Source organism: Bauldia sp. (genome assembly GCF_965232525.1).
Taxonomy (GTDB): domain Bacteria; phylum Pseudomonadota; class Alphaproteobacteria; order Rhizobiales; family Kaistiaceae; genus Bauldia.
On sequence record NZ_OZ246980.1, the window covers coordinates 2,977,962 to 2,997,783 of the forward strand.

Genomic DNA, 19,822 nt, shown 5'->3' on the forward strand with positions numbered 1-19,822 from the left:
AGGATCAACCGGAGGAGACCGGCACTTGGTCTCGCTGGGCTGATGCCGTTGGAGCCTCGTGCGAGGCGGTTGCCGCCGCAAGCCGGGTCTGGATCTGGTGAACCACAAGACCGGCGGAGATGCCCAGCGAGCCATTATGACGGCGCACCAGCGAGACCCGTAGCGGCGTGCCTTGGAGTTCTTGGATCGGCACGAAAACGAGGTCGCCGAAGAAGCGATCCTCCTCGATGTCGGCGGCGGTGAGGAACGTCATCGCAGGGGCACGGCAGGCGATCTTCTTGAGCAGGTCGGGCGCATTCGATTCCAGAACCGGCAGCAGATCGGCGTCACCGGGAAGAAACGCCTCGATGAGGTCACGGGCCGGGCTGTTCCGCTCAGGCACCGCGAGGGGATAGGCAAGGCACTCCGCCAGACGGAGACGGCGGGCGCCCGCCATTGGGTGATCCGGCGCCATGACCGCGCCGATCTGGAGCTCGGCGCTGGCGAGCACCGCCAGGCGAGGGGTCTTCGGCACGTTGTAGCCGACATACACGTCGGTATCGCCGTTCATCGCCGCCGCCATGCCGGTATCGGGCCGATAGGTTCGAACCACCAGCCGGATATTGGGGTGCTCCGCGGTGAAGCGCTCGACGACCGGGGCGAGGATACTGTCGGCGAGGCCAGGTGTTGTCCCGACGCGCACTTCACCGGACTGGAGGCCGCGAAGGGCCTCCATCTGGGTCCGGACGCAAGCGTAGTCCTTCAACGTCTTGCGCACGTGGTTGACCATCAACTCGCCGGCGGCGGTCAGGCGGAGACCGCGCGGCAAGCGCTCGAACAGCGGCGCCCCGACCTCGTCCTCCAGTTCCAGCAGATGGCGGTTGATCGCCGACGACGCGACGTTGAGTCGACCGGCCGCCTTGCGGATCGATCCGCTCCTGGCGATTTCGTCGAGATATCGCAGCATACGACCGTGCAGCATCGGGCCCTCACCGTTCCTGCGTGCGCCCCGTCCCGCATTCACAATCGTCATTATGCTCTCTTTTTGAGAGCGGCCCAGCCGAAATTTGATGCTTTTAAAGCACAAGCTTTGCGCTTCGAATGATTGTGAGGCGAACGATCATAATTCGAAACGGCTTGGAGAAAAGGTGGCAACTAACGGTATTGACACGGAAATTCCGGCCTCGCCGGCGCGGTTCGGCAAAGCCGCGTCCATGATTGCAGCGGCGTTGTTCGCGACGTGCCTCGCTTTGCCGGCTTCGGCCGAGGATACCAACACCCGCGTCAGCTTTGGTCTGAACTGGCTTCCGCAAGGCGAACACTGCGGGTTCTATCAGGCGCTGGCTACGGGCCTTTACGAAGACGCCGGCCTGGACGTTGAGCTTCAACCAGGCGGGCCGGACATCAACGTTCCGAACCTCGTCGCGGCCGGCACGGTCGACCTGGGGATGGGATCGAGCTTCACCAGCCTCAACGCGATCAACCAGGGCATACCATTGGTGACTGTGGCGGCGTTCCTTCAGAAGGACCCGCAGACACTGGTTGCCCATGGCGGGCAGGGGGTCTCGACGCTCGAAGACCTCAAGGACCGCCCGGTCATGATCGCCAAGTTCTCGCAGTTTGAGTTCTGGCAGTTCCTCAAGATGGAATACGGCTTCTCGGACGATCAGATCAGGCCGTACACCTATTCGGCCGCGCCGTTTCTGGCCGACCCTGAGGCGGTGCAGCAGGGATACATCACCGAGGACGCGTTGCTGCTTGGCGCCGAACTTCCCGAACCGCCTGTCTCGATCATGCTCGCCGACTACGGCTACCAGAATTACGCCTCGACGGCGTTCACCAGCCAGCCGTTCCTCGACGAGAACCCCGAGGTGGTCCGCGCCTTCCTCGCGGCGACCGCCGAAGGCTACCGTCAGTGCATCGAAGATGACTACACCCCGGCGATGGAAGCGGTGATGGCCGCCAATCCGGACCACACCGCCGAACTCTTCGACTTCAAGCTCAAGCAGATGCGCGACCGGGAGATGGTGACCGGCGGCGATGCCGAGGCGGGCGGCGTTGGAGCGATGACGGACGCGCGCTGGCAGAGCTTCTTCGACACGATGTCGGCCGCCGGCGTCTACCCGGCCGACCTCGATTACGCCGATGCCTACACGCTCGACTATGTCGGGGCGATGACCGGGAACTGAAGGAGAGACCCCCAGTGACTGACGCAGCGATTGCCGTCATCGACATCGATCCCTTCATCAAAGGCGACGCCGCGGATCGCCAGAAGGCGGCTGCCGCACTTGGCGAAGCGTTTGAGACAACCGGGTTCGCCGTCATCGTCGGTCATGGTGTTCCGGAGTCCCTGGTCCAGGATACCTATGATGCGCTGGTGGAATTCTTCGCCCTGCCGTTTGCCGACAAGGAACAGTTCACGCCGCCGGAACAGGCTAAGGGCCGCGGGTACCTGCCCATCGGCATCGAAAGCGTCGCCAAGACCCTGACCGGCGAAACCCCGCCGGACCTGTGCGAGGCCTTGGTGTTTGGCGCGCTGCATCGCGAGTTGAAGGGGATCGTCGGCAAGCCGAATATCTGGCCCGACCATCCGCCGTCCCTCAAACCGCTGATCGCCGAGTACTGCGATCATATGGTCGCGATGACCGGGCACCTCGCCACCATGTCGGCGATGGCGCTCGACCTCGACGAAGAGTACTTCGACCCGTTTTTCGCCGATCCGGCCCTGACCCTACGGTTCGTCAACTACCCCGATCAGATCGAGCCGCCGGCACCCGGACAGCTACGCTACGGCGAGCATCACGACTATGGCGCGCTGACCATTCTGCGTCAGGACACGGCTCCGGGCGGACTGGAGATCTGGCAGGATGACGAATGGCGGGATGCCGGGCGCGTGCCGGAATCGTTCATCATCAATGTCGGCGATCTGATGTCGCGCTGGACCAACGGGCGCTGGCGCTCGACCCTTCACCGAGTCACCAATCCGCCCCGCGACCTCACCGGCTCGACCCAACGCCTCTCGCTGGTCGCCTTCGCCGGCCCGAACGAGGGCATGGAGGTGGCGTGTCTGCCCACCTGCCAGAGCGAGGAGAATCCGCCGAAATACGAGCCGGTGCTGGCCGGCCAATACATCCGCGACAAGATCGCGGCCTCGATGGAGCTGTCCTCCACCAACTGATCTCACGAACGGAGGTGCAAGCGCCTCCCAACCATGATGGAGTTCGATACGATGACCGATCGCCTCTACTTACCGCGGCGCAGCGTCCTGAAGCTGATGGGTGCCGGTGTCATGAGTGTCGGCCTGCCCGGCGCCTTCGCCAATCGCGCTATGGCCGCGATGGATCCGGTTGGTTTCCAACTATCCTGGCTGAACTCGGTGCAGTTCGGCGGCAGCTACCTTGCGGAAGCCAATGGGTACTGGGCCGCGGAAAACCTGGAGGTGGCGCTGACCCCGGGTGGTCCGAACGCACCGGTCGAGCCGCCAGTGGTCAGCGGCGCGGCTCTGATGGGGATCTCCGCCGCCGACTACACCGCGGCCGCGGTCGCCGAGGGTGCCAACTTCAAGATCATCGCCGTGGCGATGCAGAAGAACCCGTTCACGATCACGTCGTTGCCCGACAATCCGGTCAATACGCCGAAGGACCTTGAGGGCAAGAGCATCGGCATGGCGACGGCCAACACGCCGGTGCTGCAGGCCGTCTGCACGCTCAACGATGTAGACATCAATCAGATCGAGATCATCCCGACCCAGTATGACGCGGCGCCGCTGGTGAATGGCGAAGTCGACAGCCTGCTGTCCTGGCTGACCGACCTGCCGGTGGCGATGACCATCAACGGCATCGACAACGTGACCATGCTGTTGGCCGACTACGGCTACACGGTCCACAGCCAGACATACATCGTGCTCGAGGACAGCCTCGCCGACAATCGCGATGAGGTAATCCGCCTGATGCGCGGCGAACTGAAAGGCTGGCAGACCTACAAGGAGGACCCCGCCGCAGCGGCCAAACTGACGGTGGAGATGTTCCCCGACGCCGGTCTTGATCTGCCGACCCAGGAGCTGCAGGCCGCCGAGCAGGTCCACCTGATGTTCTCGCCGCTGACCGACGCGCACGGCTTCGGCTGGTTCACCGAGGAGACGGTCGCGGCCAACATCGAAACCCTCGCCTTGCTCGGTCGTGACGTGACGCCGGACTTGTGGGATCGTTCGGTCCTCGAGGAGATCTACGACGGGAAGTCGAGCCTCTAGGCCCAAACGGAGACGGCCGTGCCGCCGGAAGTCCATATCAAGGGCGTTTCGAAAACCTTCGGGCAAGGCAAAGCGGCCGTCGCCGCGCTCGCCGACATCGACCTCACGCTTTCGCCGGGCACGATGTCGGCTCTGGTCGGACCCTCCGGCTGCGGCAAGTCAACGCTGCTTCGCATCGTCGCCGGTCTCGAACAAGCATCGACCGGCGACGTTTCGATCGACGGTGACGTTCCGGACCGGCCGAAATCCCGCGGCGAGATCTCGGTCGCGTTTCAGGATGCGTCGCTGCTGCCCTGGCGCACGGTCGAGTCCAATGTCGCCCTCGCGCTCAGGCTGGCCCGCAAGCCCGCCGATCCGGAGGCGATTGGCACGCTGTTGACCATGGTCGGCCTCGGCGGTTTCGAAAAAGCGAAGCCGGCCGAGCTCTCGGGCGGCATGCGCCAGCGCGCGGCGATCGCCCGCTGTCTGGTGACCGAACCGCGACTGCTGCTGCTCGATGAACCGTTTGGAGCAGTGGATGAACTAACCCGCCGGCGGCTGAACGTGGAGCTGCCGCCGCTTTGGGAGCGGAGGGGGACGACCGGCCTGTTGGTGACTCATTCCATCCACGAGGCTGTGCTTCTTTCCGACGAAGTCCTCGTGATGAGCGCGCGGCCGGGGAAGATCACCGCCCGGATTCCGGTCCCCTTCGAACGGCCTCGACAAGGCCGGCTGATGCGATCGGCGGCATTCCATGAGTTGGTGGAGACGGTGGCCGAAGAACTCGGCGTTGATGCCGAGCCGGATGAGACCGGCGGCGACGTCAAGCAGGACGTTGCGGCGCCCATCCCGCTTCCGGTTCGCGCGGCGGGAGCGACGCGATGACGGCGATCGCTACGCGTCGCTGGGTGTTTCCTGCCAACGCGGTGTCGGTTGCCGCGGTCCTCATCGGCATCGTCGTTTTATGGGATGTGGTCAGCCGCACGATCCTCGCTGGCCAGTACGTGCTGGCCGGGCCGGTCGACATCGTTGCGCGGCTTTGGACAGACGCCCCGCTTTACGGACGCGCGCTCGAGATCACGCTGTATGAAGCGGCGCTCGGTTTCCTGTTCGGTAACACGGCCGCGATCGTTCTTGCGGCGTTCGTCGCCCTGATCCCGGCCAGCGAACGCACCGTTCAGGGCCTGGCCCTGGTCGTGTTCTGCCTGCCGCTAGTGGCGACCGGGCCGGTGCTCCGCGTTCTGTTCGGCCCCGGCGACGGACCGCAAATCACGCTCGCCGCGCTTGCCGTCTATTACACCACCTTCGTACCGCTGGTGGTCGGCTTGCGTGCCATTCCGGATTCGTGGAGCGATCTGGTCGCGAGTTACGGCCGCGGCCGCTGGCAGACTTTGATCACAGTCAGAGCGCGCGCGTCGGTGCCGTACCTGGTCGCCGGGCTCAAGGTCGCGGCCCCAGCGGCCGTTCTCGGTGCGATGGTCGGCGAATTCACCGGCGCCGAGCGGGGCATGGGCGTGCTCGTCATCCAGGCGATCCGCTCGCTCGACGTCGAGGCGACATGGGCGATCGCCACGCTGGCGACCGCCGCATCGATCGCCGCTTATCTGCTGGCGGTTCTCGCCGGACGGCTGCTGTCGCCCGGCTCGCCGCCGATGTTGTTCAGCGCCCGGCCGGCCGATGCCGCACAAAGTTTCGCCCGGCGCTTCAGCGTCGGTGTCCTGGCGATCCTTGGCACGACCGTGCTCATCCTTGCCATCTGGCAGGGTGCGATGGCTTGGTTCGACCTCAGTCCGTTTTTCGCTAAGCGGCCCGGCGACATCTTCGCCTATCTGGTGACGGCGCCGAACGCGGTAGCGCATCGGGCCGAGGTGTTCGGCGCCCTTGGCGAGACGCTGGCCGTCACCATCCCCGGCTACTTCGCCGGCCTCGCTGTCGGTGTTCTGATGGCATGCCTGTTTGAGTTGTTTCCGCTCGCTCGGCAAACCATGACGCCGATTGCCATCGCCCTGCGCTCGGTGCCGATCATCACCACCGCACCGCTGCTGATCATGGCATTCGGTCGAGGCGCGGCTGGTCTGGTTGTTATCGTCGCCGTGATGACCTTCTTCCCGACCCTCGTCGCTTGCGCGGAGGGACTACGCCGCGTGCCGGGACAGGTGACCGACTTCTTCGACAGTTTTGCCGCCGGTCGCGTGCGTACTCTGTTTCTTGCCCGCTTGCCGGCGATGCTGCCGGCGTTTTTTGCCGCGGCGCGGATCGCCGTCCCCACGGCCGTGTTGGCGGCGACGGTGGCCGAGTGGCTGTCGACCGGCACGGGGATCGGCAATCTGATGGCGCTCACCTATTCGACCAGCGCCTACAACATCCTCTGGAGTTGCGTCGTCGTGCTGACCTTCGTTTCGGTCATTGGCTATGCGCTGGTTGCCATCGTCGAGCGACTTGTCTTGTTGAGTTTCGCGCCGGAGCAGGTGGCCCGATGAACGCACCCGTTCACCCGAATACCAAACGCGTCGTCGATCTTTACGACGAACTCGTACGCGACCGCGATGCCACGTTGCACGCGCCAACCAGCGGCGATGCGGCGCTGGCGGCCGAAGCGGCTTTGTTGCTTAAAGCCGAGGCCCGGCTCCTCGACGCGCGCGCCTTCGATCGCTGGCTCACGCTGTGGGAACAGGACGCGGTCTGCTGGGTGCCGCTGGCAACCGGCAGCCACCCGGGGCAGGACCAGGCCCTGTTCCTCGATGACCGCCGCCGGCTCGAGGAGCGGGTATGGCGCATGGGCGATCGCAGCGCATGGGCCTTGTGGCCGGCGGCGGAAACCATACGCAATGTCGGCGGCTTTGAAGCCTGGACACTCGACGAGCTCGATGGCGTGCCGCCGGCGTCGGGGTCGCAGCCGGAAATCCTGGTCGTCAGCCTGATCCACATTCATCACGTGCGATCCGGCCAGGTGACCAATCTGACGGCGCGGCAGATCCATCGGCTCCGACGGACCGATGCGGGTCTTCGCTTGCGCCGCAAGACCATGCTCTTTCCGCAACTGACGGCCGGAACGCCGCATCTCGGATGGCTGATGTGAGGAGGTTCTGGTGAACGAAGCAAGCCTGCGCCCCGACGCGATCTTCTCGCGCGGACCGGACATCACCGACGAGCTCGAACACCTGGTTCGGCCGGACGTCGTCCACCGGCGGCTCTACACCGATCCCGACCTGTTCGACCTCGAGATGGAGCGGGTGTTCGGTGGTACGTGGTGTTACCTGGGGCACGAAAGCGAAGTCCCCGATCCCGGCTGCTTCGTCCGGCGCCGGCTCGGCCGGCGCCAGGTCCTCCTGGTACGAACCGCGGAGGGAGGGCTCCGCGGTCTGCTCAATCGCTGTACCCACCGCGGAACCACCTTGGTCGGCGAGCAGCGCGGCTGCGCCCATCGTTTCACCTGCCCCTATCACGGCTGGCGCTTCGACCTCGACGGGCGCCTGCAGAACCTGCCGGTGCCGGACAGCTACGACCGCCTTTACGAACGGCCGTTCGATCTCGGCCAGCTCAAGGTCGCCTCCCATCGCGGCTTCGTCTTCGCGACGCTTGCGGCGGAGCCACCGGCGCTGGAGGAGTGGCTTGGTGCCGCCCTTCCGTGGCTCGACGAGCATGTCGACCGCTACCCGGGCGGCAAGCTCAAGGTCGTGGAGACCGCCGTCAAGGTCGAGTATGGCGGCAATTGGAAGATGTCGTGGGACAATGCCGCCGACGGCATCCATGCGACCTTCGCCCATCGCTCCTACAACCTGATCGGCAAGGAAGCCGAAACGGATACCGTGCTCGCCCGCAACCCGACCGACACGCCGATGATCAGCCGGACGCTCGGTCACGGCCACTGTGTCGTCGATCAGCGGCCGGGCATTCCCGACGGACCATGGTCGACGATGCGGCCGTTGCCGACCACCGACGAACTCGTCGGCGCCCTGTCGGAAACCGGGCGCGGCGATCGCGAGACCCTCGATCTCGCCACCGGTTCTATGGCCAACCTCAGCCTGTTCCCGAACCTGGTGTTCGTCGGCAACCAGTTGATGGTGGTGGAACCGGTCGCCGCCGACCGGACGCGGCTGACGATGTATCTGACTCTTGCGGAGGATGCGCCGGACGAGGTGAATCTGATCCGCATGCGGGTCGACGAGGACTTTGTCTCCTTCGGCACCCCCGACGATCTGGAGATGTTCGAGCGGGTTCAGGACGGGCTGCAGGTGGTGGAGGAGGAGTGGATCGACATCAGCCGCGGCGAGTCGGCCGGTGACAGCGTCGATGAGCATGGACTGGTGACCGGCGACATCGCCACTGAGGCACCAATCCGCGCCTACCTCGAAGAATGGAAGCGGCTGATGGCGAAGCCGATCCCGACCACGGTGCGCCGCTCGCGGATCGAAGCGGCGAAGTTCGACAAGCGGCTGCGGCGGCAGCGGCGGAACACCGAGACAACGTGACCAAGGCGCCGTCAGGGAGGATGGTATGACCGAAACCCTCGCGACCGATGCGACCGTAAAGGCTATCGACGACGATGGTGTCGCGGTCGTTCGCGGCGTCATCGATGCGGCCCAATGCGATCGGCTGATTGCCGCTGTCGAAGACCTGCGCGCCGATCCCGGCCCGCATTTCCGTACGTTGTCGCCGGAAGGTGCGCCGCTGGTCCAAAGCGACCTGTTCCGCTGGCGCGACCATCCGGAGTTCGAGGCCCTAGTCACCAAGGGACCGCTGCCGCAACTGGCGGCCGCCATCTTCGGCAGCGACGCGGTCGTGCTGCTGGAGGATCAGTATTTCTATTCCGCCGCAGGTTCCGGCACGCCGAGCCCGTGGCATCAGGATCACCCGTACCATCCGCTCGAACCGTGGTTCCTGACCATCTGGATTCCCCTCGATCCGGTGCCGGGCGAGACGGGGCTACGGACGGTGCCGAAGTCGCACCAGGGGCCGACCTACGCGCCAGTGGAGTTTTCGGCCGGGAAGGCGACCTTGACCGACGACGCCAACGTGTTGGCCGGGGTTCCCGCGATCGACGACGATCCGGTCGCGTTCCCGGTGATGGCGCCGTCGTTCGCGCCGGGCGACGCGATGCTCCTCGACTCGCGGGCGCTGCACGCCGCAGGCGGCCACTGCGCCTCGACCTTTCGCCGCCTGTCGATCCGATATGCCGCCGCCGACACCCGTTACACCGCCCGCGACTGGCCGGTGGCAAGTTTCTGGGACGACCACGACGTTGCCGGCCAGCTTGGCCAGCGCATCGCCGGACATGCCTTTCCCGTCATTCCAACCTGACGCTGACCCGCATTTTCGAAGTGAGAAGCCATGAAGATCCAGGACATCCAGACCATCCTGCTTGCGCATGAGAAAACCGATCCGCCGATGCGGCGGACCTATGCCCTGGTACGGGTCGAGGCCGAAGGCGGGTTGGTCGGCTATGGCGAGGCGAGCAGCAACTACGGCCACTCCTATCCGACCGTCATCAAGACGATCGTCGAGGACGTCGTCGCGCGCAACATCGTCGGCAAGGACGCGCGCGATATCCGCAGCCGCCTGCAAGAGATGCACGTCCTGCTCGACGGCTATCTCGGCTGGGACGGGGTAACCGGCCAGGTCATCGGTGCCATCGAGATCGCCTTGTGGGATCTGGTTGGCAAGGAGGCCGGGTTGCCGATTTCCCGGCTGCTTGGCGCGACCACCACGTCGTTCCCGCTCTACGGCACCGGCACGACCATGTTCGGGGCGCCACCGCAGTGGTACGCCGAATACTATGACGACTGCCTGGCCCGGGGCTTCGCCGGGGTCAAGGTGCGGCTCGGCACCGATATCCGCGAGAGCGTCGAGCGGGTCGCCACGGTGCGCGAACATGTCGGCCCCGATATCCTGGTGATGGTCGACGCCTATTGGGGCTACTCGACCGATGACGCGCTGGCGCTGACCCACAAGCTGGCACCGTATGACGTCTTTTTCTTCGAGGAACCATCGCCGCAGTACCAGCTCGCCGGCTTCCGGCGCCTGTGCGCCAGCTCGCCGATCCCGATCGCCGTCGGCGAACGCGTCTATTCGCCATCTCATGTGCAGGCGATCGTCAACGCCGAAGCCGCGCACGTCATCGAACCGGACGCAACGATCTGTGGCGGTATCCTCGCCTGCATGGACATCGCCGCGATCGCCAGGACCAACGACATCCGTATCGTGCCGCATGTCGGCAGCCCAACGCCGGTAGGCCTGGCCGCCAATCTCCACTGGGCAGCCGCGGCAGCGTGCGAACTGATGGAGTTCGATATCGATCCGTACTTGCCCGTGCTCGAAGAACTGGCTCCCGGCACGGCCTTCAGCCTCAAGTCGATCAGCGACGGGCGACTATCTGTCCCGACCGGGCCGGGCCTCGGTATCGATGTCGACGAAAGTGCTTTCGCCCGTTTCCCCTACGACAAGGGCGGCACCTACGCGGAAGTCTTCCCCGACCACGAATCGGCACGGCTGCGGCGGGTCCAGACCTGAGGTAAGCGCGGTATTGCGCCTGTCGGCCAGTGGCCACGACGAGGTCGTGGCAAACGGCCTTGCCGTTCCTGCGTTACAAGGCCTGGGCGGTCCAAGCTGATCTGATGCACGTCTGACGGGCCGGCCCGGGCCTGTCCTCTCGCTCCGGTTTGGTCTATCGACATCGGGCGCGCCGGTCGTGGGCGCGGCCGGTGAAGGGAGTCGAAATTGGCCGAGAACGACATCGACCTGGTTATCAAAAACGCGATGGTCGTCACCGCCGACGCCGAACACCGGGTCATCGACAACGGAGGCGTCGCCGTTGCTGGTGGGCGGCTGACGGCCGTGGCACCGACAGCGGAACTCGCCACGCTGGAGACGCAAGCGGCGCGCGTCGTCGATGGGTCCGGCATGCTCCTGATGCCAGGCCTGATCAACACTCACTGCCACGCTGGCGACTGCATCTTTCGGGGGCTAGTCGAGGACCTGCCGCTGGAGCCGTGGCTCCAGACGGTGTGGAAAGCGGAGGGCACGATCCTCAACGTCGAGACATCACGGCTCGGCACGGTGCTCGGCTTCGCTGAAATGCTACTCGCTGGCGTGACCACCGTGATGGAGATGTTCTGGTACCCGCACGAGACGGTCTCCGCGGCGCGCGAGGTGGGCCTTCGGGTATCGACCGGCGGTATCTTCTTCGATGGTCCGGGCATGAACGACCAGACCGAGGATCAGCGGATGGCCGACGCGGAGGGCTTCTTCGAGGCCTATGCGGGCGACGACGATGTCTTCCCCGCGACGATGCCGCACGGCGCCTATACGGTTGGACCGGAAACTCTGGTTCGCGCCAAGCGGATCGCGGACGCCCATAACGGCCTCTATCACACCCATGCCGCCGAGACCCGGGCGGAACAGGCCGACGTCCAGGCCCGCTACGGCCGATCGGTTATCCGGCATCTCGATCATCTCGGGCTGCTCGACGAGCGAACGGTTCTGGCCCACTGTGTTCATGTCGACGAGGAAGAGATTGCTATCCTGGCGCGGACCGGCGCGGTCGTCTCACATAATCCGGTGTCGAACCTGAAACTGGGATCGGGCATCGCGCCGATCGTCGACATGTTGGACACTGGTGTCACAGTGACGCTCGGAACCGATGGTGCGATCAGCGGCAACGATCTCGATCCCTGGCTCACGCTCCGGCTGGCCGCGCTTCTCGACAAGGGCGCCAGCCACCGCGCCGACGCCGTGTCGCGGGAACAGGCGCTCCACATGGTGACCCGCGACGGCGCGCGCGCTCTGGGCGCCGACGACCGGATCGGAAGTCTTGAGCCGGGTAAGTATGCGGACATGATTCTGATCGACATCGATCGCCCGCATGCAGTGCCGATGTTCGATCCGCTGACCCATCTCATCTATTCCACCGCCAAATCCGATGTCCGTCATGTCTTCCTGGCCGGCGAGCACGTCGTCCGCGATGGCGAACTGACCCGGATCGACGTGGCCGAAACGCTGGCGGCGGTCCGAGCGCTGGCGCCGAAGGTTGCTGCGTCGATTGCCTAAGGGCCGATCCGCAGACATCTCTGGGATGTTGCCGGCTCATAAAATCTCTGATCGCATCTCGCTCGGCTACACCACGCCGGGTTATCCTTGAGGATTGTCATCGATCTGCCATCGAACTGAAGCCTCCGGTTCACACTGACCGCTTACGCGGGCGAGATCGACGCGCGCTTGCGTCTGATTAACCAGGGGAACAGGACTCCATGAATATCAAGCATTCGCTTGCGGCGTTCAGTGCCGTTCTGATGCTCGGTTCTGCCGTCGCTCCGGCGGTCGCCGAGGATGTCACCGTTACGCTTTGGTCGCGCGCCGACCGATCAGGTCCGCTGCGGGCCGGCAACATCGTTGGCGCGGCCGAGCTCCTTAACGAGAAGCTCAAGGCGGCCGGCTCCGACAAGCGGGTCGTGGTCGAACTGATCGAGACCAACGCCGAAGGCTTCGACAGCGACGCGCTTGATCTGCTCAGGGCGCACTCTGTCGGCGAAACTCCGGACATCGCCGTCGCCGCGCACGAGTGGATCGGCGCCTTCGTCGAGGACGGCTTCGCCGCCAACCTCGAGGAACAGATCGCGGCGGCCGGTTGGCTCTATGCGGACATGATCCCGCAGCTCTGGGAATCGGTGAAGTACAAGGGCGAGCGCTATGGGATCCCACAGGATTCCGAAATTCGGATGTTCTTCCTGAACAACGACAAGCTGCGCGCCATGGGCAAGTCGGACGAGTTCATCGCCGCGCTGCCGGGTCAGGTCGAGGCCGGTGAATTCACCATGACCGATCTCTGCGATCTCGCCGCCGAGGCCGTCGATTCCGGTGTCGCCGAGTACGGTATCGTCCATCGCCCCAATGTCGGCCCGGACTTCCAGATGGCGATGGCTTCGTTCGGTATCGATCTCTACAACGAGGAAGAGGCCAAGCTGCAGATTTCGCGCTCGAAGCTCGAGGACTACTATAGCTGGCTACAGGCGTGTGTCGAAAAAGGCGCCATCCCTGCGGACATGACCACGTGGAGCTGGGACTCGGTGCACGATGCGTTCCGTGGCGAGAAGTCGCTGTCGAAGTTCCACGGCATCTGGAATGTCGGTGCGCAACTCGAAGCGTTCGGCATGAGCCCAACCGACAAGGACGCGTACTTCGACAAGATCACCTGGATCCATTCGCCGGCAGCAGAAAAGGGCGGAACGCCGGCTAACCTGTCGCATCCGATCGTCTACATCGTCGGCGATACACCGAACAAGGACCTCGCGGCGATGCTGGTGGCTATCGCGTCGCAGCATGTGCCGAACACGCTGCACGCCGTCGGCACCAACCACACGCCGATCAAATTCGGCCAGGCGGCAATGCCCGAGTTCATTGAAAAGGGTTGGGCGCTGATCGCCGGTACGCCGATGCTCGAATACGCCGAGTTTATGCCGAACCACGCGCGGATCGGCCAGTACAACGCCATTACCTTCCAGGGCGTCCAGGCGGTCGAGACCGGTGAAATGTCGCCGGGCGATGCTGCTGATTTCGTTGTCGAAGAGCTCGAAACCGAGCTCGGCGATGACGTGATCATCCTCGACTAGCTATTCAGCTACCGTTGGGTCGCCGGCCGGTTTGCCTGGCCGGCGACCCGGCCGCATCGCCATGCAGACCATGCGCCAACGCCAACTGGCTAACGCCGCCATCTTTCTCGGGCCGGCGATCGTGTTGCTGTTTGCGTTCTTCGTTGCGCCGATCGTGGTCGATCTGTTCGTCGCGTTCTCCGACATGGAGCGGACGATTCAGATCACCGAATTCACCACCGAGCAGTTTGAGAAGATCGTGCGGCCAAACGAGGAGGCTTTCCTCGGCTTCGAACTGCGCGGCACCTTCACCCGCGCGATGACGCTGTCGGCGATCTATGTCTTCTTCACCTTGGCGATCTTCAACGTCACCCTGGCCCTGGTTCTGGCTCTGATGACGACGGCGCTACCGGAGCGGCTCGGCTCTTTCTTCCGCGCCGTCTGGCTGTTGCCGCGCATGAGCCCGTCAGTGGTCTACGGGCTGTTGTGGCTGTGGGCGGTCGATCCGACTGAACGCGGCCTGCTCAACCAGATCATCGTCCACGGCCTCGGGCTCGAGCCGATCAACATGCGCCTCGATCACCCGATGATGCTGGTGGTCATCGCCAATGGCCTGATCGGCGCGTCGCTTGGGATGATCATCTTCACCTCGGCGATCCGTTCGATTCCAGAGCATCTGTTTCATGCCGCGCGCGTCGACGGCGCCGGGTCGCTATCGATCGTCCGGCACATCGTGCTGCCGGCGCTGCGCTGGCCGCTCAGCTACATCACCGTCTACCAGGCGCTCGCCCTGCTGGTATCGTTTGAATACATCTTCCTGATCATGGGCCCGGCGCGCCAGACCATGACCCTGGCGATGCTCGCCTACACCAAGTCGCTGGCGCCCCAGATCGGCGGCGGGCAATACGCCTACGGTGCCGCGATCTCGCTGATCCTGATCGTTATCGGCATCGTTGTCGCGTTGGCTTTATGGCGCATGACCAACATGAAAGAGCTGCTCAGCCGGCCGCGGATCGAGGTCCAGTGAGGCGGCGATGACGGTTGCCACAACCCAACTGCCGCCAACCGAGGCGCCCGAGGCAACCGACTGGGAGCGGCTGGCATCGCGGGCGGCCAATCAGCGCCGCGCCAAGACCGGCCTGATCGTCGGCTTCCTGGTGGTGATCTCGGTCCCGGTCATCCTCGCCTATTTCTGGATGGTCGTGATTTCGTTCACCGCCAAGACCGGTGGTGTCGAGGCCGACGTTCTGTGGCGCGCCTGCGCGGTGCTGGTACCGGCGATCGTGCTCTATAGCGCGGCGCACATGCAGTTCCGCGCAGCCCGGACCCGGGCCGTGATCGCCATCGTCATCGGTCTTGCAGCGTTGATCGGTCTGATCATCCTGGTCGGCGACGAGATCCATCTCAACAACTACCGGTTCCTCGTCAACGCCAACATATTCGAAGACGTGCGCGGCGCCGCGACGGCCGGCGGTCAGTTCCCCTGGGTGTGGGAAGCGTTCGGCAACTCGCTGATGCTGGCCAGCGCGCAAACCATCATTGCCGTCGGTGTCTCGACGGTGGCAGGCTACTACCTGTCGCGTTTTGCGTTTGCCGGCCGCGCCGGGTTCCTGCAGTCGCTGCTGGTGCTTCAGGCGTTCCCGGCGATCACGCTGGTGATCCCGATCTTCATCATCATCTACTGGGTCGGCCTTTTGAACACGCTGGTGGCGCCGATGCTGGTGATCACCACGCTGGAGCTGCCGTTCTTCATTTTCATCATGAAGGGATTCTTCGACGCGGTCCCCTGGGACACGGAGATGAGCGCGCTCACCGACGGTGCGACGCGGCGTCAGGCTTTCCGGATGGTGGTGCTGCCGCAGGTGCGGGTGGGGATGATCGCTATCGGCGTCTTTGCGTTCATCAGGGGCTGGGAGGAGTATGTCTTCGTCACCGCCCTCAGGACCGGTTCCTCCTATTGGGTGATGAGCACGTATCTCTACTACGTCGCGGAGGACGTCATGGGCGTCGACTATGGCATGGTCGCCGCGGTCAGCGTCTTCTACGTGGTGCCGAGCCTTCTGCTCTACGTGTTCTGTCAGAAGTACCTGACCCAGATGACCCTCGGCGGCGTGAAGGGCTGATCATGGCGAGTATCGAACTCAAGGATCTCAGCAAGGCCTGGAACCAGGTTGTCGCGGTCGACGCGATCGATCTGGCGATTACCGACGGCGAGTTCCTTGCGATTCTCGGCCCGTCCGGATGCGGCAAGTCGACGACATTGTTCATGTTGGCCGGGATCTATGTACCGACCGGTGGCGAGATTCGCTTCGATGGGGCGCGGGTCAACGAGGTCGAGGCGCGGGATCGTAACGTCGGCATCGTCTTCCAGTCCTACGCCCTCTACCCGAACATGACAGTGATGCAGAACATCATGTTTCCGCTGCGGTTCAAGACAATCGCCAAGGCGGAGGCTGAATCGAAGGCTCAAGCGGTGGCCGAACTCGTCCAGGTCGGGGAATTGCTGGCGCGGCGCCCGGGTCAGCTTTCCGGTGGCCAGCAGCAACGCGTCGCTCTGGCGCGGGCGATCATCAAGGAGCCGAATCTCCTGCTCCTCGACGAGCCGCTTTCCAATCTCGACGCGACCCTGCGCCTGACGATGCGGACCGAACTGCGGCGAATTCAACGCGAGCTCGGTGTCACGACGATCCTGGTGACGCACGACCAGATCGAGGCGACCACGATGGCCGACCGGATCGTGTGCATGAACAAGGGCCGGATCGAGCAGGTCGGCAGCGCCGACGATCTCTATGCGCGCCCGCGCAGCACCTTCGTCGCAAGCTTCATCGGCTCCCCGCCGATCAACTTCGTGGACATGACCCGTGACGGAGACAGCCTGCGTAGCGGCGAGGAATCGCTCGAGCTCGTGTCGGCGAACGGCGCGGATTCGAGGGCATCGGTGCGGCTTGGTGTTCGGCCGGAGAATCTGAGAGCCGCCGCTTCCGGCATCCCGGCTATCGTGCACAGCGTTGAGCCGATGGGCCGCGAGGTTCTGTACGTCTGCGATACCCCGCTCGGTCCGCTTCGCTTTCTCGAGCCCTTCGCCGATGCCGCGCACGGTGTGGGCGATAGCCTGCGTCTCACTTTTGACTCCCGCCAATCGATCATCTTCGACGCCGAAAGCGGAAACCGTATCGACGGTCTGACCGCCAGGGCTCCGACGACAACAACGGCCTGAGCCCGCTCCAACGTTGTGATCCTTCCGGCGCGGACGACCGGCTACGCGCCGCCTGCCAACGACAAAGGACGAACGCCATGTCTCGCACTCAACTCGTCTGCCACCGTGGCGCCAATCAGGTCGCACCGGAAAACACTTACCCCGCCTCGGAAAAGGCGATCGCGCTTGGCGCGGCTTTCGTGGAGATCGATGTCCGCATGAGCCGTGATGGTGTCGCTTACATCCTCCATGACGAGACCGTCGATCGCACCACCGACGGGTCGGGGGCGATCGCCGACATGACGAGCGCCGAACTCGACGCCCTCGATGCCGGCTCGTGGTTCTCGCCCGAGTTCGCCGGGCAGCGCCTGCCCAAGTTCGAGGAGTGGCTCGTCTGGCTCAAGGGCAAGTGCAATGCCTATATCGAGGTGAAGGAGGCGCCGGTCCCTCTCATCCGGGAGCTTGTGCTCAAGCACGGATGGGGCAGGGAGGACACATACTTCCTCTCAGGCGACAATGCGATCCGGGCTGAGATGGTGCGCCTGATGCCCGAGTTCCGGCACATGGAGCCGGTGCGGTGGAGCAAGGGCGTCGCCGACGTGGCCCGGGACGGATTCGCGATCATTGAGTTCGAACTGCACGAAATGACGCCGGAGAACCTTGCCGCCGCGCGCGCGAACAACCTACAAATTCAGATCTTCCATCCCGACGATGATGCCGACGCCTTTCGCCGGATCATCGAAGCTGACGTCGAGTACGCCAACGTCGATCACCCGGCGACGTTCAAACGGGTGCAGGCGGAGCTTCAGCCGGCTTCGTAGGACGCCGGTTGCCGGTCAAGGCTTCGGGTAGGTTTGCGCTAACGGCACTTCCGGCGGCGCCTCGACGCGGGTGAGCTTCGTGACGAAGGCGCTGGCCGATCCGTCCAGCAATCGCCCGGCCTGCGTCAGCGTTGCGGTGTCTTCATCCAATACCCGAAAAGCGCCGCCGCCCTGGATGCCCGGAAAGCTGCTGTCGGCGGGATGGGTGGTTTCGATGTAGACGTAGACATTGTCTGATTCAGGCAGCAGCACGGCGTACTCGACGACGTTCAGTCCCGCCTCGACATTCCACCAGTTGATCTTGATCGTATAGACACCGTCGATCAGGTCGCCGAACGCAACGTAGATATCCTTGCTCTCCTTGAGGCTGATATCGCCGTTGGCGTCGATGGCGGTACGATCGTGAGATTCCTGCGATGCCCAGACGGTGCCTTCCAGGGCCTCGATCGGCATGATCTCGTCCGCCAAGGCCGGGACGGTCACGAAGCTTGCCGCCGCAAGGCCGGCGATCAGTGCGAAGCGTTTGCTCATGAGAGGCTTGTCTCCATGGAGGGGGTCTCAGCCGGCGATGATGTGGCTTGTCTTGACGTTGAGGTAGTCGTCAATGGCGTGGGTTCCGCCTTCGCGACCCATGCCGCTGTAGTCGATGCCACCGAACGGTACTTCGGCCTGGGCCAGGGTGAAAGTGTTGATGCCGACCGTCCCGGCCCGCAGGGCGCTGCTCAAGTGGTGGGCGCGGCCAAGGTCGCGGGTGAAGGCGTAAGCCGCCAGTCCATACTCGGTATCGTTGGCCTTGGCGATCGCATCGTCGAGGTCGGAGAACGTGTTGATCGGAGCGAGGGGGCCGAAGGGTTCCTCGCGCATGATCCGCGCGTCGTCGGGAACGTCCTCGAAGACCGTCGGCTCAAAGAAGTAGCCGGCGTTCAGTGAGGACGGCCGCCGGCCGCCGGTCAGCACGGTCACACCGGACGCTTCGGTCTCCGACGACCACGACTCGACGCGATCCAACTGACGGCGCGTTGTCAACGGCCCCATGGTGACGTCGGGATCGCGGCCGTCTCCGAGATTGAGGCTTTCCGCGACGTCGACGAAGGCCCGCTTGAATGCCGGGGCCACCTTCTCGTGCACATAGAACCGGCTCGGCGAGATGCACACCTGGCCGGCGTTGCGAAACTTGGACTGACCACAGACCTCGGCCACCTTTTCCGCGTCGACATCGTCGCAGACAATCACCGGGCTGTGCCCGCCGAGCTCCATCGAGCACCGTTTCATCGTCTCGGCAGCCTGCGCCATCAATAGCTTACCGACGCGGGTTGAACCGGTAAGCGAGATCTTCCGCACCACCGGTGAGGCCATGATCGCCGACGACACGTCGTCGGGATTGCCGGTGACGAGCTGGATCGCCTCCGGCGGCACACCAGCCTCCAGACAGCACTCGACCAGGATGCGCGCGGTCGACGGCGTCTGTTCCGATGGGCGCAGGATGATGGCGCAGCCGGCCGCAAGCGCCGGCGCGATCTTGCGGGCGGGCAGGACGATCGGGAAGTTCCAGGCGGTAAAGGCGGCGACCACGCCGATCGGTTCGCGTGTGACGAAGAAAGTGCCGCTGTGGCGAGAGGGGATGGTCTCGCCGAACAAACGTTCGGCCTCTCCGGCAAACCAGGTGAATTGCTCCAGCGCGCCCTGAACCTCGGCGTCGGATTGTGCCAGTGGCCGGCCGACCTCCAGCGTCAGGGTCATGGCCAGTTCGGCGCGACGCGCGTCCATACGCTCGGCCACTTTCCGCAGGACCTTGGCGCGCTCCCAGCCGTGGGTGCCGCTCCAGATGTCCTGACCCTTCGCGGCCGCGGCGATCGCTTCCTCGACGTCGGCGGCATCCGCGAGCGGCATCTGACCGAGCACGTCTTCGGTGGCCGGATTGACGATCGGCTCGCTCCGCTGTCCGTTCGCACCGCGCCAGTCGGTGCCAATGAACATGGCCGGTTCCGGATACATCGCCGCTCTCCTCCGAGGC

General features: G+C 64.5%; 18 protein-coding genes. 15 read left to right on the forward strand and 3 right to left on the reverse strand.

Features of this window, described 5'->3' with window-relative positions; translation table 11 throughout:
* Positions 1-4: 4 nt before the first annotated feature.
* The gene (locus ACO076_RS14085) at positions 5-1,012 is read right to left on the reverse strand and encodes a LysR family transcriptional regulator (protein ID WP_421723468.1); all 1,008 of its coding nucleotides are present in this window, start codon (positions 1,010-1,012) and stop codon (positions 5-7) included.
* A 115-nt stretch (positions 1,013-1,127) separates the two neighbouring features.
* On the opposite strand from ACO076_RS14085, the gene ACO076_RS14090 reads away from it, so the two are divergent.
* The 15 genes from ACO076_RS14090 to ACO076_RS14160 all read left to right on the forward strand — a co-directional run bounded on the left by ACO076_RS14090 (position 1,128) and on the right by ACO076_RS14160 (position 17,808).
* The gene (locus ACO076_RS14090) at positions 1,128-2,168 is read left to right on the forward strand and encodes an ABC transporter substrate-binding protein (RefSeq protein WP_421723469.1); all 1,041 of its coding nucleotides are present in this window, start codon (positions 1,128-1,130) and stop codon (positions 2,166-2,168) included.
* A 14-nt stretch (positions 2,169-2,182) separates the two neighbouring features.
* Entirely contained in the window at positions 2,183-3,157 is a 975-nt protein-coding gene (locus tag ACO076_RS14095; protein ID WP_421723470.1) for an isopenicillin N synthase family dioxygenase, read from the forward strand.
* Between the two features lie 51 nt (positions 3,158-3,208).
* The gene (locus ACO076_RS14100) at positions 3,209-4,228 is read left to right on the forward strand and encodes an ABC transporter substrate-binding protein (protein WP_421723471.1); all 1,020 of its coding nucleotides are present in this window, start codon (positions 3,209-3,211) and stop codon (positions 4,226-4,228) included.
* An 18-nt stretch (positions 4,229-4,246) separates the two neighbouring features.
* The gene (locus tag ACO076_RS14105; protein ID WP_421723472.1) at positions 4,247-5,092 is read left to right on the forward strand and encodes an ABC transporter ATP-binding protein; all 846 of its coding nucleotides are present in this window, start codon (positions 4,247-4,249) and stop codon (positions 5,090-5,092) included.
* Positions 5,089-6,687: an ABC transporter permease gene (locus tag ACO076_RS14110; RefSeq protein ID WP_421723473.1), complete on the forward strand. Its 1,599-nt coding sequence runs from the start codon at positions 5,089-5,091 to the stop codon at positions 6,685-6,687. The genes ACO076_RS14105 and ACO076_RS14110 overlap by 4 nt, the downstream gene beginning before the upstream one ends.
* On the forward strand, positions 6,684-7,286 hold the full coding sequence (locus ACO076_RS14115) for an aromatic-ring-hydroxylating dioxygenase subunit beta (RefSeq protein ID WP_421723474.1): 603 nt from the start codon (positions 6,684-6,686) through the stop codon (positions 7,284-7,286). The genes ACO076_RS14110 and ACO076_RS14115 overlap by 4 nt, the downstream gene beginning before the upstream one ends.
* A 10-nt stretch (positions 7,287-7,296) precedes the next feature.
* On the forward strand, positions 7,297-8,679 hold the full coding sequence (locus tag ACO076_RS14120; RefSeq protein WP_421723475.1) for an aromatic ring-hydroxylating oxygenase subunit alpha: 1,383 nt from the start codon (positions 7,297-7,299) through the stop codon (positions 8,677-8,679).
* Between the two features lie 25 nt (positions 8,680-8,704).
* The gene (locus ACO076_RS14125; RefSeq protein WP_421723476.1) at positions 8,705-9,508 is read left to right on the forward strand and encodes a phytanoyl-CoA dioxygenase family protein; all 804 of its coding nucleotides are present in this window, start codon (positions 8,705-8,707) and stop codon (positions 9,506-9,508) included.
* Positions 9,509-9,538: 30 nt separating this feature from the next.
* Positions 9,539-10,717, forward strand: coding sequence for a mandelate racemase/muconate lactonizing enzyme family protein (locus ACO076_RS14130; protein ID WP_421723477.1), 1,179 nt, complete (start codon positions 9,539-9,541; stop codon positions 10,715-10,717).
* Between the two features lie 207 nt (positions 10,718-10,924).
* A complete protein-coding gene (locus tag ACO076_RS14135) occupies positions 10,925-12,253 on the forward strand; it encodes an amidohydrolase family protein (RefSeq protein ID WP_421723478.1) in 1,329 nt (442 codons plus the stop codon).
* Between the two features lie 200 nt (positions 12,254-12,453).
* The gene (locus ACO076_RS14140) at positions 12,454-13,812 is read left to right on the forward strand and encodes an ABC transporter substrate-binding protein (protein ID WP_421723479.1); all 1,359 of its coding nucleotides are present in this window, start codon (positions 12,454-12,456) and stop codon (positions 13,810-13,812) included.
* A gap of 61 nt (positions 13,813-13,873) precedes the next feature.
* The gene (locus ACO076_RS14145) at positions 13,874-14,818 is read left to right on the forward strand and encodes a carbohydrate ABC transporter permease (RefSeq protein WP_421723480.1); all 945 of its coding nucleotides are present in this window, start codon (positions 13,874-13,876) and stop codon (positions 14,816-14,818) included.
* Between the two features lie 7 nt (positions 14,819-14,825).
* Positions 14,826-15,914, forward strand: coding sequence for a carbohydrate ABC transporter permease (locus ACO076_RS14150; RefSeq protein ID WP_421723481.1), 1,089 nt, complete (start codon positions 14,826-14,828; stop codon positions 15,912-15,914).
* A 2-nt stretch (positions 15,915-15,916) separates the two neighbouring features.
* Positions 15,917-17,008, forward strand: a complete 1,092-nt coding sequence (locus ACO076_RS14155) for an ABC transporter ATP-binding protein (protein WP_421723482.1) — start codon at positions 15,917-15,919, stop codon at positions 17,006-17,008.
* A gap of 77 nt (positions 17,009-17,085) precedes the next feature.
* Positions 17,086-17,808 carry a glycerophosphodiester phosphodiesterase gene (locus ACO076_RS14160; RefSeq protein WP_421723483.1) on the forward strand — a complete coding sequence of 241 codons (723 nt, stop codon included), beginning with the start codon at positions 17,086-17,088 and terminating at the stop codon, positions 17,806-17,808.
* Positions 17,809-17,823: 15 nt separating this feature from the next.
* On the opposite strand, the gene ACO076_RS14165 is transcribed toward ACO076_RS14160, so the two are convergent.
* Both ACO076_RS14165 and ACO076_RS14170 read right to left on the reverse strand, forming a co-directional pair.
* Positions 17,824-18,339, reverse strand: a complete 516-nt coding sequence (locus tag ACO076_RS14165; RefSeq protein WP_421723484.1) for a hypothetical protein — start codon at positions 18,337-18,339, stop codon at positions 17,824-17,826.
* Positions 18,340-18,366: 27 nt separating this feature from the next.
* Complete coding sequence (locus tag ACO076_RS14170) at positions 18,367-19,803, reverse strand: NAD-dependent succinate-semialdehyde dehydrogenase (RefSeq protein WP_421723485.1); 1,437 nt, start codon at positions 19,801-19,803, stop codon at positions 18,367-18,369.
* Positions 19,804-19,822 lie beyond the last annotated feature (19 nt).

Excerpts from the sequence above, each read along its gene's own strand:
- ACO076_RS14155 (WP_421723482.1), top strand. The coding sequence starts at position 15,917 with ATGGCGAGTATCGAACTCAAGGATCTCAGCAAGGCCTGGAACCAGGTT.
- ACO076_RS14110 (WP_421723473.1), top strand. The coding sequence starts at position 5,089 with ATGACGGCGATCGCTACGCGTCGCTGGGTGTTTCCTGCCAACGCGGTG.
- ACO076_RS14100 (WP_421723471.1), top strand. The coding sequence starts at position 3,209 with ATGACCGATCGCCTCTACTTACCGCGGCGCAGCGTCCTGAAGCTGATG.
- ACO076_RS14150 (WP_421723481.1), top strand. The coding sequence starts at position 14,826 with ATGACGGTTGCCACAACCCAACTGCCGCCAACCGAGGCGCCCGAGGCA.
- ACO076_RS14085 (WP_421723468.1), bottom strand. The coding sequence starts at position 1,012 with ATGACGATTGTGAATGCGGGACGGGGCGCACGCAGGAACGGTGAGGGC.
- ACO076_RS14125 (WP_421723476.1), top strand. The coding sequence starts at position 8,705 with ATGACCGAAACCCTCGCGACCGATGCGACCGTAAAGGCTATCGACGAC.
- ACO076_RS14160 (WP_421723483.1), top strand. The coding sequence starts at position 17,086 with ATGTCTCGCACTCAACTCGTCTGCCACCGTGGCGCCAATCAGGTCGCA.
- ACO076_RS14170 (WP_421723485.1), bottom strand. The coding sequence starts at position 19,803 with ATGTATCCGGAACCGGCCATGTTCATTGGCACCGACTGGCGCGGTGCG.
- ACO076_RS14115 (WP_421723474.1), top strand. The coding sequence starts at position 6,684 with ATGAACGCACCCGTTCACCCGAATACCAAACGCGTCGTCGATCTTTAC.
- ACO076_RS14145 (WP_421723480.1), top strand. The coding sequence starts at position 13,874 with ATGCAGACCATGCGCCAACGCCAACTGGCTAACGCCGCCATCTTTCTC.
- ACO076_RS14165 (WP_421723484.1), bottom strand. The coding sequence starts at position 18,339 with ATGAGCAAACGCTTCGCACTGATCGCCGGCCTTGCGGCGGCAAGCTTC.
- ACO076_RS14130 (WP_421723477.1), top strand. The coding sequence starts at position 9,539 with ATGAAGATCCAGGACATCCAGACCATCCTGCTTGCGCATGAGAAAACC.
- ACO076_RS14140 (WP_421723479.1), top strand. The coding sequence starts at position 12,454 with ATGAATATCAAGCATTCGCTTGCGGCGTTCAGTGCCGTTCTGATGCTC.